General features: G+C 65.0%; 9 protein-coding genes. 4 read left to right on the forward strand and 5 right to left on the reverse strand.

What is annotated here, in order from left to right; translation table 11 throughout:
- Positions 1–100 precede the first annotated feature (100 nt).
- Positions 101–2,683 carry a TRAP transporter permease gene (locus Q8K09_RS05875; protein WP_305254040.1) on the forward strand — a complete coding sequence of 861 codons (2,583 nt, stop codon included), beginning with the start codon at positions 101–103 and terminating at the stop codon, positions 2,681–2,683.
- Positions 2,684–2,802: 119 nt separating this feature from the next.
- Here Q8K09_RS05875 and Q8K09_RS05880 read toward each other — a convergent pair whose 3' ends face one another.
- On the reverse strand, positions 2,803–3,930 hold the full coding sequence (locus Q8K09_RS05880; protein ID WP_305254041.1) for a PilT/PilU family type 4a pilus ATPase: 1,128 nt from the start codon (positions 3,928–3,930) through the stop codon (positions 2,803–2,805).
- Positions 3,931–4,030: 100 nt separating this feature from the next.
- Here Q8K09_RS05880 and recC point away from each other — a divergent pair, with 100 nt between their 5' ends.
- The 3 genes from recC to recD all read left to right on the forward strand — a co-directional run bounded on the left by recC (position 4,031) and on the right by recD (position 12,961).
- Positions 4,031–7,369: an exodeoxyribonuclease V subunit gamma gene (gene recC / locus Q8K09_RS05885; protein WP_305254042.1), complete on the forward strand. Its 3,339-nt coding sequence runs from the start codon at positions 4,031–4,033 to the stop codon at positions 7,367–7,369.
- Positions 7,366–10,911 carry an exodeoxyribonuclease V subunit beta gene (gene recB / locus Q8K09_RS05890; RefSeq protein WP_305254043.1) on the forward strand — a complete coding sequence of 1,182 codons (3,546 nt, stop codon included), beginning with the start codon at positions 7,366–7,368 and terminating at the stop codon, positions 10,909–10,911. The genes recC and recB overlap by 4 nt, the downstream gene beginning before the upstream one ends.
- A gap of 205 nt (positions 10,912–11,116) precedes the next feature.
- Complete coding sequence (gene recD, locus Q8K09_RS05895; protein WP_305254044.1) at positions 11,117–12,961, forward strand: exodeoxyribonuclease V subunit alpha; 1,845 nt, start codon at positions 11,117–11,119, stop codon at positions 12,959–12,961.
- A gap of 114 nt (positions 12,962–13,075) precedes the next feature.
- On the opposite strand, the gene Q8K09_RS05900 is transcribed toward recD, so the two are convergent.
- The 4 genes from Q8K09_RS05900 to Q8K09_RS05915 all read right to left on the reverse strand — a co-directional run bounded on the left by Q8K09_RS05900 (position 13,076) and on the right by Q8K09_RS05915 (position 16,900).
- Positions 13,076–13,867, reverse strand: a complete 792-nt coding sequence (locus Q8K09_RS05900) for a gamma-glutamyl-gamma-aminobutyrate hydrolase family protein (protein WP_305254045.1) — start codon at positions 13,865–13,867, stop codon at positions 13,076–13,078.
- A gap of 522 nt (positions 13,868–14,389) precedes the next feature.
- Positions 14,390–15,613 (reverse strand): VWA domain-containing protein, encoded by a 1,224-nt coding sequence (locus tag Q8K09_RS05905; protein WP_305254046.1) that lies wholly within the window; start codon positions 15,611–15,613, stop codon positions 14,390–14,392.
- Positions 15,614–15,666: 53 nt separating this feature from the next.
- A complete protein-coding gene (locus Q8K09_RS05910) occupies positions 15,667–16,158 on the reverse strand; it encodes a hypothetical protein (protein ID WP_305254047.1) in 492 nt (163 codons plus the stop codon).
- A 10-nt stretch (positions 16,159–16,168) separates the two neighbouring features.
- The gene (locus Q8K09_RS05915; RefSeq protein WP_305254049.1) at positions 16,169–16,900 is read right to left on the reverse strand and encodes a hypothetical protein; all 732 of its coding nucleotides are present in this window, start codon (positions 16,898–16,900) and stop codon (positions 16,169–16,171) included.
- Between the last annotated feature and the right edge of the window lie 7 nt (positions 16,901–16,907).

Below are 16,907 nucleotides of genomic sequence, written 5' to 3' on the forward strand. Positions count from 1 at the left end.
GCAAGATGAAACTGCACTACCCTACGTTTGAAACAAGCCCGCGCGTCGCAAGGCCGCGGGCTTTGCCGTTCTCCGATTTCTCGAATCCAGGTTGCAGCCCATGCATGACAAGCGACTTTCAACCCCCGAGCTTTCCACCGAAGAACTGATCGCCCAGGACGTCGGCGCACGCACCCCCGCGGGTGCTATGGCTCGGGTAATAGCAGGCCTGGCCCTGCTCTGGTCGCTGTTCCAGCTATGGATCGCCTCGCCCCTGCCGTTTATTTTTGGCATTGGTGTGCTCAACAACACTGAAACCCGCGCCATTCACCTGGCCTTTGCCCTGCTTCTGGCATTTCTCGCCTTCCCGGCGTTCAAGCGTTCGCCGCGCGACCGCGTACCCCTGCTGGATGTCGCCCTCGGCCTGGTGGCCGCAGCCAGTGCCGCCTACCTGTTCATTTTCTACCAGGATCTGGCGCAGCGTCCCGGCAGCCTGACCACGGCCGACCTGATCACCGCCTGTATCGGCATTCCGCTGCTGCTCGAGGCCACCCGTCGCGCCCTCGGTCCGCCGCTGGCGATCATCGCCCTGCTATTTCTCGTTTACAGCCTGGCCGGGCCATATATGCCGGGCCTGCTATCGCACCGCGGGGTGAGCTTCAACGCCCTGGCCAACCACCAGTGGATCACCACCGAAGGGGTGTTCGGCATCGCCCTCGGCGTGTCCACCAGCTTCGTGTTTCTCTTCGTGCTGTTCGGCGCCCTGCTCGAACGCGCCGGCGCCGGTCACTACTTCATTCAACTGGCCTTCAGCCTGCTCGGGCATTTCCGGGGCGGCCCGGCCAAGGCGGCGGTGGTGGCCTCGGGCATGACCGGGCTGATCTCCGGCTCCTCGATTGCCAACGTAGTGACTACCGGCACCTTCACCATTCCGATGATGAAGCGCACCGGTTTCTCCGCAGAGAAGGCCGGTGCAGTTGAAGTGGCGTCCTCGGTCAACGGCCAGATCATGCCGCCAGTGATGGGCGCCGCAGCCTTCCTGATGGTCGAATACGTCGGCATTCCCTATGTCGATGTGGTCAAGCACGCCTTCCTGCCCGCGCTGATTTCCTATATCGCGCTGGTCTACATCGTCCACTTGGAATCGCTCAAGCTCGGCCTCACCGCCCTACCGCGCAGCAGCCCGGCGCTCCCCTGGCTGCGCCGTCTGACCGGCCTGGCCTTCGGCGCGGCGCTGATCAGCGGTATCTCCCTTGGCGTCTACTACGGCCTCGGCTGGCTCAAACCGGCCCTCGGCGAAGGCTTCAGCGGGGTCGTCGGCGTGCTGCTGGCGGCACTCTATATCGGCCTGCTGAAGATTGCCGCCAGCGTCCCGCCACTGCCACCGGAAGACCCCGACGCGCCACTGGACAAGCTGCCCGAAACGCGTGCAGTACTGCTCAGCGGCCTGCACTTTTTGCTGCCGGTGGTGGTGCTGGTCTGGTGCCTGATGATCGAGCGCCTGTCCCCCGGCCTGTCGGCTTTCTGGGGCAGCGTAATGCTGGTGTTCATCCTGCTCACCCAGCGCCCGCTACTGAGCTGGTTGCGCACCGATGGCAGCCATGAGCACGGTAACTTCATGGATGGCCTGGTCGACCTGCGCGAGGGCATGACCGCCGGGGCGCGCAACATGATCGGCATCGGCATCGCCACCGCAGCAGCGGGGATCATCGTCGGTGCAGTGTCACAGACTGGGGTCGGCCTGGTGCTGGCCGATGTGGTCGAGCTGCTGTCGATGGGCAACCTGCTGCTGATGCTGGTGCTCACCGCGCTGCTCAGCCTGATCCTCGGCATGGGCTTGCCGACCACGGCCAACTACATCGTAGTGTCCAGCCTGCTGGCGCCGGTGGTGGTGGCCCTGGGGCAACAGAACGGCCTGATCGTGCCGCTGATTGCGGTGCACCTGTTCGTCTTCTACTTCGGCATCATGGCCGACGTCACCCCGCCGGTGGGCCTCGCCTCGTTCGCCGCCGCAGCGGTGTCCAAGGGCGATCCGATCAAGACCGGGCTGATGGCCTTCTACTACAGCCTGCGCACCGCGGCGCTGCCGTTCCTGTTCATCTTCAACACCGACCTGCTGCTGATCGACGTGGACTTCTGGCACGGGGTGCTGATCTTTATCGTCGCCACCATCGCCATGCTGATTTTTGCCGCCGGCACCCAGGGTTACTTCCTGGTCAAGAGCCGCTGGTACGAGAGCCTGCTGTTGCTGCTGATCGCCTTTACCCTGTTCCGTCCGGGCTTCTGGATGGATCTGCTGCACGACCCCTACCGCGACATCCCCCCGGCGCAGCTGGTGCAGGCGCTGGGCGAAGTCGAGGGCGGCAGCCAGTTACGTTTGCGTATCAGGGGCGAGGACGCAGTAGGCGATCCCCGCGAGTTCGCCCTGCTGTTACCAGTACCGGATGGCGACAGCGGTGAAGAACGCATGGAGAAACTCGGCCTGCTGACCTACGAGGAAGACGGCAAACTGCTGATCGACAGCGTCACCTTCGGCAGCCTGGCGGCCGATGCCGGCCTGGAGTTCGACCAGCAGATTCTGGTTGTACGCGCGCCGACCGAGCGCTGGATCAAGGAGCTGATGTGGCTTCCGGGCTTCCTGCTGTTTGGCCTGGTGGTCTGGCTGCAACGCCGGCGGCGTGAGCCCGAGGCCGTTGCCGGGTGACGGCGTCGATCCGCGTGCCGTAAACATCGAAGGCAAGGGTGGGCTGCGGTAAGCGGCTGTATGCCAGGGTGGCAGAAGCGCTTGCTGCCTGCCCTTGCACCTAAGTGGCATGGCTCGATTCAATTGTCGCGCAGCACCTTTAGCTCGCCATCCTCTGCGCCAAAGCCGCGCTCCAGCTTGACCTTGAGGCTCAGGTCGGTGCGCGAGTCGGCGAATTTGAGCGCTTCGCCCAGGGTGATTCGACCGGCTTCAAGCAGTTGATAAAGGTGCTGATCGAAGGTCTGCAGACCCTGCTCCAACGCGCGCGCCGTGGCGTCGCGAAGGTCGTCCAGCTGATCACGCTGGATCAGGTCGCGGATGTAAGGCGTGGCCAGCATCAGCTCGACCGCCGCCACACGCTTTTGCGTCACACCAGGCACCAGGCGCTGGCCGATCACCGCCAGCAGGTTCTGCGCCAGGTCGGCCAGCACCTGCTTGCGCGCCTCGTCCGGAAAGAAGCGCACGATCCGCTCGATCGCGTGGCTGCTGCTGGTGGCGTGCAGGGTGGCCACGCACAGGTGCCCGGTTTCCGCGTAATGCAGGGCATGCTGCATGGTCGCCGCATCGCGGATCTCGCCGAGCATGATCACGTCCGGCGCCTCGCGCAGCACGTTGCGCAGGGCGTCGGCAAAACTATGGGTATCCAGCCCGACTTCGCGCTGGTCGATGATCGATTTCTGGTGCTTGTGCAGGAACTCGATGGGGTCTTCGATGCAGACGATATGCCCGCTCTTGTGGCGGTTGCGAAAATCGAGCATGGCCGCCAGGGTGGTCGACTTGCCCGAGCCAGCCGCGCCAACCATAAGGATCAGCCCGCGGTCCTGCATGCTGAGTTTTTCCAGCAGTTTAGGCAGGCCGAGCGCCGTGAAGTCGGGGATCTGGCTCTTGATCAAGCGCACCACCATGCTCACTTCGCCGCGCTGGTAGTAGACGTTGACCCGGAAGCGCCCGGCGTTCTGCACGCTGACCGCCAGGTTCATCTCCAGATCGCGCTCGAACTCCATGATCTGTTTCTGGGTCATCAGCTGGTAGGCTTGCCGCTGCACCTCGCCGGCTTTCAGCACGCGCTCGTCGACCGCCTGGCTATGGCCCTCGATCTTGATGTGCGGTGGCGCGCCAACACTAAAAAACAAATCGGAACCGCCGCGCTCGTAGAGCAGTTGCAGATAGGGGAATACATCCACCGCGTCATCAGTCGTGTCGTTCATCGCGCCTCCTCGCTTTTTGCGTTGTCATCCTAGCACTGGCGGTCGCCCCGCACCGCCAGACTGGTTACCCTAGCGCTTCGCCACGGATGCAGTGCCCGCCATGCTCACTCTTTATCATGCTCCCGACCTGGAAACCCTCGGCGAACTGGCCACCACCCTGCTGGCCCAGCCGCTGCGTGAACCTTTCGCCCCCGCCTTGGTGGTGGTGCCGAGTCAGGGCATGGGCCGCTGGCTGACCCTGGAACTGGCGCGCAAACAGGGCATCGCCATGCAGCTCGAGGTGCAGTTGCCGGCCAAGTTCGTCTGGGATCTGTCGCGCCTGGCCCTGGGCCAACTACCCGAGCAATCGGCGTTCGCGCCAACCACCCTGGCCTGGCGCCTGTACGACTGGTTGTGCGAGCCGCTCAACCTGGCCGAAGCGCCGCGTCTGGCGCATTACCTGGACGGGGGTGACGAGCGCCGACGGCTGTCGTTGGCCAGCAAGATCGCCGACGTATTCGACCAATACCTGCTGTATCGCGACGACTGGCTGGCTGCTTGGGAGCGCAACGAGCTGCTCGACCTGGGCCCGGACGAAGCCTGGCAAGCGCTGCTCTGGCGCGAACTGACCCGCGATGGTCACCCGCACCGCGCGCGCCTGCTCGAAGACCTGCTGCGCCGCCTGTACGATGCTGCGCCCATCGATGGTCTGCCCGAGCGGCTGCTGGTGTTCGGCATCAGTAGCCTGCCGACTCACCACCTGCGCGTGCTCGAAGGCCTGGCACGGCACACCGAGGTGGTGATCTTCGCCCTCAACCCGTGCCGCGAAGCCTGGGGCGAAATTCGCGATATCCGCGAGCTGGCCCGGCAACCTGAGCTGAGCCCCGACGATTGGTACCTGGACGTCGGCCATCCGTTATTGGCCAGCCTGGGCAAGCAGGGCCGCGACTTCTTCGACAGCCTGTTCTCCCTGGCCTCCGCCGAAGGCAGCCAGGAAGTCGGCCTCTACTCCGAAGACCCGGACCTGCACGACAGCAGCCTGCTGCAAGCGCTGCAGAACGACATCCTGCGCCTGCGCACTCGCCAGCCCAATGAGCGCCTGGTGTTGCGCGAGGACGATCGCTCGCTGGAGCTGCATATCGCCCACTCGCCGCTGCGTGAAGTGGAAATCCTGCACGACCAGTTGCTCGCGCGCTTTGCCGCCGACCCGCAGCTGACCCCCGATCAGGTGGTGGTGCTGACCCCGGATATCGAGCGCTATGCGCCCTATATCGAGGCGGTGTTCGCCTACAAGGCGGGTGCCCATCGGGAGGGTACGCCCTGGATTCCCTTCAGCCTGGCCGACCGCAGCCTGCGCGCCGAAGTCCCGTTGATTGAGGCCTTTCTCAACCTGCTGGCTCTGCCCGACAGCCGCTTCGCCGCCGAGGAAATCCTCGCCTGGCTGGAGCAACCGTCGCTCGCCCGGCGTGCCGGCATCGAAGCCGAAGACCTGCCGCTGCTGCGCGACTGGCTGCGCGACGCCGGTGTGCGCTGGGGCCGCGACGGTGAGCATCGCCAGCAACTGGGCTTGCCGGCAGACAGCGCCTTTACCTGGCGCCAGGGCCTGGATCGCCTGCTGCTGGGCTTCGCCGCGCCGCCGCAACTGGCCGGTTCGCGCGCCCCCTTGCTCGGCGACAACTGGCCGCTGGATGCCCTGGAAGGCGCTCGCGCCCAATTGCTTGGGCGCCTGAGCGCTTTCGTCGAGCGGCTGGCCGCCCTGGCGCAGAGCCTGCAGCGCCCGCGCAGCCTGAGCGAATGGGCCGAGACCCTGCTGGCATTGGTCGACAACCTGTTCGACGAGCGCGAGGCCGGTGACACCCTGTTATTGCTCTCCCGTGCCTGCGCGGCCCTGCAGGATCAGGCCACGGCTGCCGGTATCGAGCGGCCGCTGGAGCTGGCGCTGGTGCGCCAGCAACTGACCTCTGCCCTGGAGCAGGGCAGCGGCGCCTCGGGCTTTCTCACCGGGGCGGTGACCTTCTGCACCATGGTGCCGATGCGCAGCCTGCCGTTCCGTTTGGTCTGCCTGCTCGGCCTGGACGACGGCGCCCTGCCACGGCGCACCCCAGCCGCCGGCTTCGACCTGATCGGCCAGAAACCGCGACGTGGCGACCGCGCCCGACGCCTCGACGACCGTTACCTGCTGCTCGAAACCCTGCTCGCCGCACGTGGCGGCTTGTACCTCAGCTACGTCGGCCGCGACCCGCGCAGCAACGCCGAACTACCGCCCTCGGTGCTGATCAGCGAACTGCTGGATGTCATCGACCTCACCGCGATCTGTGGTCCCCCCTGTAGGAGGGGCCTTGGCCGCGAAACAGACGCCGCCGATCCGTCAGCGCCTGCCAAAACCAGCACCCACATCACCCATCAGCACCCGCTACAACCCTTCGCTGCCGGCAACTTCGCCAGCGGAGCGCAGGCCGGTTTCGCCGCGCCCTGGTTTCGCGCCGCCCAACGCCTGAGCGAGGCCGTCGAAACAGCGCAGCCATTCGCCAGCACCCTGGCCACGCCAAACCAGGACGGGGCGGGCGGCGACCCGCTAACCATCGAGCCCAGCCAACTGATCCATTGCTTCAAGCACCCGGCGCGCTACCTGCTGGAACAGCGCCTCGGCCTGCGCCTGGCACAGGGCGAAGAGGCACTGGCCGGTGACGAACCCTTCAGCGTCGAATGGACCAGCCAATACGGCCTGCGCCAACTCGCGCTGCAGGCCATCGAGCAAGGCTGGAGCGAGCGCGAGGAACGCAGCATCGCCGCCGCATCCGGCTGGCTGCCGGTGGGCGAACTGGGCCAGGCCCACTGGGGGCAGATTCGCGGACCGATCCGCGCCTTCGCCCCGATCCTGTTCGACGAGCGCCCTGAAGCCGCGCCACAACCGCTGCTGGTGGATATCCAGCTGGCCGGCGTGCGCATCCACGGCTGGCTCGACGGCGTCAGCGCCAGCGGTCTGTTCGACTACCGCCTGCGCGACCTCGGCGCCTGGGAGCTGGCGCCATTCTGGCTGCGCCACCTACTGCTCAACTGCGCCGCCACCCCGGACATCGCCCGCGATAGCCGCCTGCTGTCGCCGAAAAGCGAATGGCGGCTGGGGCCATTGGCCAATCCGCTGCAACTGCTCGAACCCTGGCTCGCCGCCTACCAGAGCGCCCTGTGCGAGCCGCTGCCGGTGCTGGCCAAGTGCAGTTATGGCTTCGCCAAAAAATGGCGCAGCCCCGGTAAAAAGGAGCCAATTGACGCCGCACGCAGCGAAGCGCGAGTGATGTGGCAGGGCAACGACTACATGAACGGCGAAGGCCAGGACCCCTGGAACGCCCTGGCCTTCCGCGACCGTGAGCCGCTGGATGAACGCTTCGAGGCCTTGGCCCAACAACTTTACGGTCCGGCCCTGGATGCCCTGCACGCAAGCGAAGAGGACGAAGCATGACAGGCGCACCGTTGGATCTGCTGCAGGACAGCTTCGCCGGCCGCTCACTGATCGAGGCAAGTGCCGGCACCGGTAAGACCTGGACCCTCACCGCTCTGTACGCACGCTTGTTGCTGGAGAAGCGGCTCAACGTCAGCCAGATTCTGGTGGTGACCTTTACCACCGCGGCTACCGCCGAATTGCGCGAACGGATTCGCCTGCGTCTGGCCGAGTTGCTGGCAGTCTACGACGACGGCCCCGGCAACGATGAGCTACTCAATCGCCTGCACGCGCAGTACCCTGATGCCGCCAGCCACCGACGTCTGCTGCTGGCGGTGCACGGCTTCGACGAGGCGGCAATCTTCACCATCCACGGTTTCTGCCAACGTGCGCTGCAAGATGCGGCATTCGAGGCCGGTGGCGATTTCGACAACGAGCTGACCCACGACGACCGCGAGATTCTCGACGCCCTGCTCGCCGACCTCTGGCGCCACGAGTTAGCCGCCGCCGAGCCGCAGTGGGCGGCCTTTCTGGTGCAGCAAAAAATCACCCCACAAAGCCTGCGCCAGCGTCTGCGCAATCACCTGGGCAAACCCTACCTGCGCATCGAACCGCAGCCCGGCGCCAGCAGCGAGATGAGCGCCCTGCGCGACGCCTGGCAGCACGCGCGAGACTGCTGGCAACGCGACAGTGGTTGCTGGTTGCCGCAGCTCAAGGGCTTCGCCGGCTTCAAGAGCAATATGTGCAACCCGGCCAAGCTCGGCGCCTGGCAGGTCGAGCTGGACGGTTATTTCAGCGACGCCGCCGCGCTGTTCAGCAAGACCGAGGCACACCAGCGCTTGTCCCGTGAAGGCCTGGCCAAGGCCAGCAAGAAAGGCGAGAGCGCGCCGCACAGCCCGCTGGCCGATGCCCTGCAAGGCCTGTGCGAGGCGCTGCAGACTGCGCTACCCGAGGCCGAGCAGCGCTTGATCGACCTGCAGGTGCGCCTGATCGGTCAACTCAACGAGCAGTTACCGCAACGCAAGGCTGCCCAGCGCCTGCTGGCCTTCGACGACCTGCTCAACAAACTGCAGCAGGGGCTCTATGGCGAGGGCGGCGAACACCTGGCCGGCAAACTGCACGAGCAATACCCGGTGGCGCTGATCGATGAATTCCAGGACACCGACCCGGTGCAGTACCAGGTGTTCCGGCGCATCTACGAAAACCAGGGTGACCTGTGTTTTGTCGGCGACCCCAAGCAGGCCATCTACGCGTTTCGCGGCGCGGACCTGGCCACCTACCTCAAGGCCCGCGACGAGGCAGCACGGCAATACAGCCTGGCCACCAACCACCGTTCCACACCCGAGTTGATCGCCGCGCTCAACCAGTTGTTCGACCGGCCCATGCCCTTCGCCGAGCCGGGCCTGACCTATCCGCAGGTCGGCGCCAGCCAACGCGCGCGACCGCAGCTGGTGCTGCCGGTTAGCGATGACGAGCAGGACGCACCGCTGGCGCTGGTCTGGCTGGCCGACGATTACCTCGGCAAGGGCGAGGCCGGCGCCCTGGTGGCACGCGACACGGCCCGGCGCATCGCCGCGCTGCTCACGGCGAGCGGCCGTGGCGAGGCCTATTTCGAGGCACCGGACGAACGCACGGCGCTGAAAGGCGGCGATATCGCGGTGCTGGTCGCCAGCCACCGCCAGGCCGGGGAAGTCGCCGCCGAGCTGGCGGCGCGCGGCGTGCCCAGCGTGCGCCGCGGCAAGGAAAACGTCTGGCACAGCGAAGAAGCCGGCGAGCTGGCTGCGGTGCTCGCCGCCTATGCCGAGCCGGGCCGCGAAGGCGCACTGCGTTATGCCCTGGCCAGCCGTTTGCTAGGGCGCAGCGCTGCCGATCTGGCCGCCTGCCAGGACGATGCCCAGGCCTGGGATGCCGAGCGCGAAGCCGCCGAGCGCTATCACCAACTCTGGCAGCAACAGGGCTTTATGCGCGCCTTCCGCGCCTGGCTGGACGAGCAGCTGGTGGCCCCACGGTTGCTCGCTCTGGTCGATGGCGAACGCCGCCTGACCAACCTGCTGCACCTGGCTGAACTGCTGCAGAGCGAGAGCCTGCAGCGCTCCGGGCTGGAACAACTGCTGAGCTGGTTCAACGCCCAGCGCAGCGCCGAGGCTCATGGCGAAGAAGCCCTGCTGCGCCTGGAAAGCGATGCCGAGCGGGTGCAGATCGTCACCATCCACACCTCCAAGGGCCTGGAATACCCGCTGGTATTCTGCCCCTACCTGTGGGACGGCGCGCTGCTGCGCCAGAGCGAAGACATCACCTGCCACGCCGACGACGGTACGCCGCTGCTCGACCTGGGTGGCGAGCAGCTCGATGCGCACCGCGAGCGCGCCCGCCACGAGCGCTTCGCCGAGCGCCTGCGCCTGACCTACGTGGCCCTGACCCGGGCCCGCGACCGCCTCTGGCTGCACTGGGGGCCGGTGGACTGCAAGCCGAAAAAGGACGGCACGCTCAGCGAAGCCGGCCTGCACAGCAGCGCACTGGCCTGGCTGCTGCACGGTCGCCAGCTGCCCGGCGAGAATGCCCTGGGCGACCTCGCCGGCCACCTGAAAACCCTCAGCCCTACCGGTCTGCGCGGCGAGATCGAGCAGCTGGTGGGCGCCAGCCACGGCCATATGGCCGTGCAAGCGCTGCGCGAAAGCGAAGCCAGCGCCGCCGGTGAACGCCGCGCACCGCCGCCCCTGCAGCTGCAGCAGATGAACCGCAGCCTGCACAGCGCCTGGCGTATCGGCAGCTTCTCCGGGCTGGCCTCTGGCATGCACATGGAAGCGCCGGATCGCGACGGCCTGGCACTGCCCGCCGCCAGCGAGCCGGGCAGCGGCTTCTTCGCCTTTCCCCGCGGCGCCCGCGCCGGCACCTGCCTGCACGCGATTCTGGAAGACTGGGCGCGCGGCAAGGCGCCGTTGGCTGACTTGATCGAACCGGCGCTGCGCGGCCATGGCATCGACAGCGACTGGCGCGAGGTAGCGCTGAACCAGTTGCAGCAGGTGCTCGACAGCGACCTCGACGGCCATGGTCTGACCCTGGCCAGCCTGCGCGCGGCGCGGCGCCTGCCGGAGCTCGGTTTCACCTTCCCGGTAGCCAACCTCGACCTGCAGCGCCTGCGCGCCATCCTCACCGACCCTGCCTTTGGGCTGCCCGTGTCGATGCGCGAAGCCGCGGCGCGCCTGGAGTTCGACAACCTGAAAGGTTTCCTCAAGGGTTTTATCGACCTGACCTTCGAGCACGACGGCCGTTGGTACATCGCCGACTATAAGTCCAACTGGCTCGGCCCGGACGTCAGCTACTACGGCGGCGATCGCCTACTCCAGGCCCTGGCCGGCGAGCACTACTACCTGCAATACCTGATCTACCTGGTGGCGCTGCGGCGCTTCCTGCGCCAGCGCCTGGTCGACTTCGACAACAGCCAGCTGGGCGGCGCCTACTACCTGTTCCTGCGCGGCATGCCAACGGCCGGGGTGTATTTTTCCCGCCCAGCGGATGGCTTGCTGGACGCGCTGGATACCTTGTTCGAGGAGGGCAGATGATGGAATACCACGCCGTAGGATGGGTTGAGCCTGCGATGCCCATCAATGCGCAGGTCTACCACTTGTTGGGTATCGCTGCGCTCAACCCAACCTACCAATCTACGGCCGCCCACGCGCTATCCGTAGGGTGCGCCGTGCGCACCATGGTTATTGCACGTGGTGCGCACGGCCTAGGCGGCTCCGCGGCACCCTACGGGGGTATTGCATGAACCTTTCCGACTTGCCTCTCGGCCCGCTGGAACGCGCGCTGGTCGACAGCCTGCGGCGTCTCGATCCGGCCGCCGAACCGCTGGTGCTGGCCTCGGCGGCACTGCTCTGTGCGGCGCTGGATAACGGCGACGTCTGCCTACCACTGGCGCGGCGTGCCGGGCAGCGGCCCTGGCCCGAGCACGCCTTCTGCCTGCCGCCACTGGCCGAGTGGCAGGCGCGACTTGAAGCCTCGTCCCTGGTCGGCGGCGACGGCGACTTCGCCCCGTTGATCCTTGAGCATGGTCGCCTCTATCTGGCGCGCTACCAGGCCTACGAACGCCAATTGGCCGAACAGTTGTTGTTGCGCGCCGCCGATCTGCCCGAGGTCGACGAGACCCAGCTGAGCGAAAGCCTGACTCGCCTGTTCGCCTTCAACGCCCAGCAGCCGGACTGGCAGCGCCTGGCTGCCGCGCAGGCGGTAAGGCGCAGGCTGGCGGTGATTTCCGGCGGCCCCGGCACCGGCAAGACCACCACCGTGGTGCGCTTGCTCGCGGCGCTGCTCGAACAATCCGCCGGCGCTCCGTTGGCCATCGGCCTGGCCGCGCCCACCGGCAAGGCGGCGGCGCGGATGGCCGAGGCGATCCGCAACGCCAAGGCCAGCCTGCCGGTCGACGAGGCGATCAAGGCAGCGCTGCCGGACCAGGCGCGCACCCTGCACCGTCTGCTCGGCAGCCGCGGCGACAGCCCGCAGGTGCGCCATAACGCGAGCAATCCCCTGGCGCTGGACGTACTGGTGGTTGACGAAGCCTCGATGGTCGACCTGGCGCTGATGGCCAAGTTGATCGACGCCTTGCCGCCCAGCGCCCGACTGATCCTGCTCGGCGACAAGGACCAGCTGTGCGCGGTGGAAGCCGGCGCGGTATTCGCCGAACTCTGCGAAGGCCGCGGCTTCGACGCCCAGGCCGCCGCCGACCTGCAACGCATCACCGGCCAGCAAGTGCCCGTCGCCCAACCAACTTCACGCCTGGGCGATGCCGTGGTGTTGCTCACTCACAGCCACCGCTTTGCCGGCGACAGCGGCATCGGCGAGCTAGCGCGACGGATCAACGCTGGCGACGCCAGCGGCACCCTGGGGTTACTCAAAGAGCAGCGCAGCGATCTGGCCTGGAACGCCCAGCCGACCCCCGCCGATCTGCTGGAACGCCTGGACCGGGGCTACGCGCCCTTTCTCGCCGCGGCAAAAACAGGCGATCCGCAGGCCGCCTTTGCCGCCTTCAACGGCTTCCGCGCGCTCTGCGCCCAACGCGAAGGCGCCTGGGGCGTGGCCGGGATCAACGAAGCACTGGAAGCACGGGTGAAAAGGCGCGGCCAGGTCGCCAGCCGCGAACGCTGGTACGTCGGCCGGCCGGTGATGGTGCGGCAAAACGACTACGCCCTCGGTCTGTTCAACGGCGACATCGGCATCTGCTTGCACAGCGAATACGGCTTGCGGGTGTTCTTTGAGGGAGAGGGCGAAAACGAAGACGGCTACCGCCCCTTTGCTCCGGCGCGCCTGCCCAGCCACGACAGCGCCTTCGCCATGACCGTACACAAGAGCCAAGGCTCGGAATTCAGCGAGGTACTGCTGGTCTTGCCCGAGCAACCCAGCCCATTGCTCAGTCGCAGCCTGTTCTACACCGGCATCACCCGGGCCAAACACAAGGTAGAAATCTGGGGCCTGCCGGCGCGCCTGAGCGAGGCGGTGACCACCCGCGCCGAACGTGCAGCTGGCCTGGCCGAACGCCTGGCGGTCGAGCCGACCAGCCTACCCAAACCTGTAGCGAGGCCTGAGACCGGTCAGGATCAACTGGCGCTGTTCTAGCCTGGATGGCGGAAGGGTTGAGCGCAACGATAGCCATTGCATGCCGGCATGCATGGCGATTTTTCAGGTCAGTGCCCGGCCGAGCGCAGACGCGCGGCCGCAAGGCGTTGTGCGCTACTGCTGGTCAGCAGTAGCCATGCGCTGACGACAGGCTTCGCCGAAGGCCTGGAAGATTTTCACCGAGTCGGGGTTGGCACTGGCCTGCCACTCCGGATGCCACTGCACCGCCAAGGTGAACTGCGCCAATCCGGGGGCATGGATCGCTTCGATCAGGCCGTCTTCGGCGTAGGCCAGTGCTTCAAGGCCTTCGCCCAGGGTGGCGATACCCTGGCCATGCAGCGAGTTGATGGTGATTTCATCCTTCTGCAGCACATCGGCCAGCCAGCTGCCGGCTACCAGGCGCACGCTGTGGCTTTCGCCGTACTGCACATCCACCGGATCGGTAGAGTCTTCGCGGTGGTCGTCGAAGTCGCCTACGGCATAGAGTTTCTGGTGGATGTCGCCACCCAGGGCCACGTTGATTTCCTGCATACCCCGGCAGATGCCGAAGATCGGCAGACCGCGTGCGACTGCGGCACGGATCAGCGGCAGATCGAACAGGTCGCGGTCGCGATCCTGGGCCTTGTCTGGGGTCAGGTTTTCCTGGTTGTAGAGCGCCGGGTCGATGTTGCTGCCAGCGCCGGTGAGGTAAACGCCATCGACCATGTCGAGGTATTGCTCGAGGTCATCGGTGCCGCAGCAGGTCGGGGCCAGCAGCGGTACGCAGCCGGAAATCTCAACGAGGGGAGCGATGTACTTGTGGGTCATCACCTGATAGGCATGCCCTTTGCGTTCCTGGGCGCCCATGGACATGAGGACCACGGGCTTGCGTTTGGCGTTGGATACAGTGCCGCTAATGTTGGACATAAATCACCTTGGGGCAGGGACAGCCTGCCGTTGCTGTGCAGGAAGGGCCGCATGGCTGCGGCGCTGCCTCCTGTGTGTTGCCGGTGTCGACGGGCGCCCGCGCAGACTGCAGGGCAGAGCTTTTTGGCCTGTTCTAGGCGCGTTCTGACTGTCGAAACACCGGCTCAGTCTGCCAAAGCCGTAAAATATGTCAAACGAATGGTGCACTTTTCGAGTGGTAATCTGGCAAAACCAGACGCTGACCACAGGCAGAAATTACTCTATATTGCTGATATTAATAGTATTTATCTAAATAAATACGAGCAGAGCAGTCCAATATTTTTAACGCCTTACACGTCTGCTCTTTTGCCCGTCAGATGCCGCGGAGTGAGCGACGCCCTGGATCGGCCCAACGCTAATCTGGGTTCCTGCGTGCAACACGAATAGGTCACTCACCTGTTCGGCTACGCAGGATTTTCACCCTCTTCACCCTGTGCGCGTGTGCCGCTGTGCGTCACTATCAGAGTGGCCAAACTGCGCGGCTTACTGGCATTGCGCCGCGCTGGATACTTCCTCGCTGGCCTGCAACAAAATACGTGAGACCTCTTGCTCACTGCTTGCCGAGTACACTCGGCCGCCGGTGTTTTCGGCAATACAGTTGGACAAGGTGCTCTCGCCGATATTCACCACATTGACCCGCAGCCGCGGCTGTTCGCGGGCAATTCGACGAGACACGGCGCACACGTCGCGCTCGCAGCCATCTTCGCCATCGATGAACATGACCACCACGGCATCGCGGCGACGACCATCGACAAGACTTGCCGCCTTTTCCAGACTGGCCGCCAGGGGCGTACCTTCATTTGCGGTGATGTTTTGCAGACCCGCCAGCAGTTGCTGGCGCTCGGCATGGGCGAACACGCCTTGATCAACCTGGCGGTCACAGCCTGCAAACGTGATGAGGCGCATATCGATGTCGGGATGCAGGCTGCCAATCATGCCGCCAAAGGCATTCTTGGCCACAGCCAGACGTGTCGGTTCGGATAACAGCATGGCCTTGCGCGGATGACGGGCGTCATAGTGCTGGCCTTCCTGAAAAAACCATTGCTCATCAGCCTGTGACGCAGCGATATTGATGTTCATCGAGCCTGAGGTATCCAGCACCACAACGAAATCCGGCGCTACAGAGGGGTCCTTCTGGCAGGCATAGCTGACAAGCGGCTGCGGGTTGAATACGTGCAGCAGGTAGCCGCGCCAAAACCACAGCAGCCAGAGCAAGCCGATCAGCAACAATGGCAGCAGGGCCAACCACAGCCAACGCCGCCCGTGGCGTGCAGGCGCCGGGGCCGAGCTCGGCGCGACGGCAGGCGGCGGCAATGCCGGCAACCCCCAACGCACCACGACTGGATCACCATTGAGGCTGTATAGGTTGTGCAGGTCCGGCGGCCCGATCAGGCTCCGCAAGGCACTCGCCGGCGCCGCATCGCCACGGCCCTGCAGCGCATTAGCCAAATGCCCCAACGCGTCCTGACGCTGCTGGTAGATTTGCAGCAATCGGCTCTGCTGCTGCTCGTCCAGCTGCGTATAGGGCGTCGGCTGACCGCCCAGTTCAGACCACCACTGCAAGGCGCCATCGCTGCCGGGGCGCGGCTTGGCAAATAGATTGGCAACACTGGGCGGGAAGTGCTTGCGCACCAATTCGACCTTGGCGTCGAGCGCAGCAAGCACGTCCTGAGGATAGGTCGCTGAGTCGTGTGCAACGCGCTGCATGAACAAAATTCCTGAAAAAGTGGTGGCCGCTCAAGACGGCCACCGAGGGTGCATTACTCGTAACCAAGGCTCAGCTGCAAACGGCTGACCTTCTGCTGCAGCGCCTTTAGCTCTTGCTTGCGCGCTTCGGCATCAGCCGTTTGCCCAGCACCGGCCGGCCCGTTAAGTTGCTGCTCCAGGCCGGCAATTTGCTCCTGCACCTGGCTCTTGTTGGCGTGCCGACTTTTAAGCTGGTTTAACAACATCCCCAGCGAACGCTCCAACGCCTCGCGCTGCTGCTCTTGGCCGAGCAGGCTCTGCTGCGTGGTGGCCTGCTGCGCGGCTATTTCCTGGTAGACCCGATGGAATAGCTCGTTTTCAGCGCGGGCGTCGCTTAAGCCCTGCTCGCGCTGGCGAACCTGCTCGCTGTAGCCGCCTGAATAGTCGCAGTTCATCTTGGTTATCAGGCTGGAATTGTGATCGCTCGAATCGCAACTACCTGGTGTGGTGGCGCACCCTGCAAGCACCGATAAGCTGAGGCCGAGAGTTAACAGTCGTAGTGTCATGTCTGTCCCCTCAACCCAGCGTGATCGCAGAGCGCTGGCTGTATAGGCCATCGACTTCTTGCTGCAAGGCAACCACCTTGGTGTTCATTTTGCTGATTTCCGTTTCAATGCTGGCAACCTCGTCGCCTGCACCGTTCTGACGCTCCAGCACTGCGGTTTTCTCATACTCGGTAACCTTGTTGCGCATGCCGGCGAGGTCTTTGCGCATCTGCGCGATGTTGCTGTCGATTTCGGCGATTTCTTTCTGCGCCTTGGCTGCGTCGAGTTGCTGGGTCTTGATCGACTTCTGGATCTGGGCAATGCGCTCCTCGTCGTCACGAATCACTTGCTGCAACGTCGCGGTTCGGCTGGCCACCTTGTCGGTATCGGCCTGGATATCGCTACTCATCAACTGCAGACGCTCGGTCGTATCGGAATACTCGCTGCGGCGTTGGTCGAAATAATAATTGGCGCCCATCGCCACCCCGCATGCCGCGATACCGGCAATTACCGCGCACTGGGCCTTATTGCTCGAGTTGGATAGCGCGCAGGCCAGTACACCGGCTCCGGCTGCCGCAGCACATGCCTGAAAGCCCGAGGTGCTGAAAAACTTCGCGCCGTTACCCTGGGTCAACCGTGGGTCAGCGGCTGGCGAACCGCCGATCATCGAACTGCCGGTGCTGGCACAGCCAGTCAGCAGAATGCTCCCTGTCATGACAAAGCTGAGAACTACCCTGGAAAAAGACCACTGGCTCAGTTTCATGATGTTG

Origin of the sequence: Pseudomonas sp. (assembly GCF_030683065.1) — a bacterium.
Lineage (GTDB): Bacteria > Pseudomonadota > Gammaproteobacteria > Pseudomonadales > Pseudomonadaceae > Aquipseudomonas.

Coding starts and splice junctions, on each gene's coding strand:
- Q8K09_RS05915 (WP_305254049.1), bottom strand. CDS start 16,900: ATGAAACTGAGCCAGTGGTCTTTTTCCAGGGTAGTTCTCAGCTTTGTC.
- recB (WP_305254043.1), top strand. CDS start 7,366: ATGACAGGCGCACCGTTGGATCTGCTGCAGGACAGCTTCGCCGGCCGC.
- Q8K09_RS05875 (WP_305254040.1), top strand. CDS start 101: ATGCATGACAAGCGACTTTCAACCCCCGAGCTTTCCACCGAAGAACTG.
- Q8K09_RS05900 (WP_305254045.1), bottom strand. CDS start 13,867: ATGTCCAACATTAGCGGCACTGTATCCAACGCCAAACGCAAGCCCGTG.
- recD (WP_305254044.1), top strand. CDS start 11,117: ATGAACCTTTCCGACTTGCCTCTCGGCCCGCTGGAACGCGCGCTGGTC.
- Q8K09_RS05905 (WP_305254046.1), bottom strand. CDS start 15,613: ATGCAGCGCGTTGCACACGACTCAGCGACCTATCCTCAGGACGTGCTT.
- Q8K09_RS05910 (WP_305254047.1), bottom strand. CDS start 16,158: ATGACACTACGACTGTTAACTCTCGGCCTCAGCTTATCGGTGCTTGCA.
- recC (WP_305254042.1), top strand. CDS start 4,031: ATGCTCACTCTTTATCATGCTCCCGACCTGGAAACCCTCGGCGAACTG.
- Q8K09_RS05880 (WP_305254041.1), bottom strand. CDS start 3,930: ATGAACGACACGACTGATGACGCGGTGGATGTATTCCCCTATCTGCAA.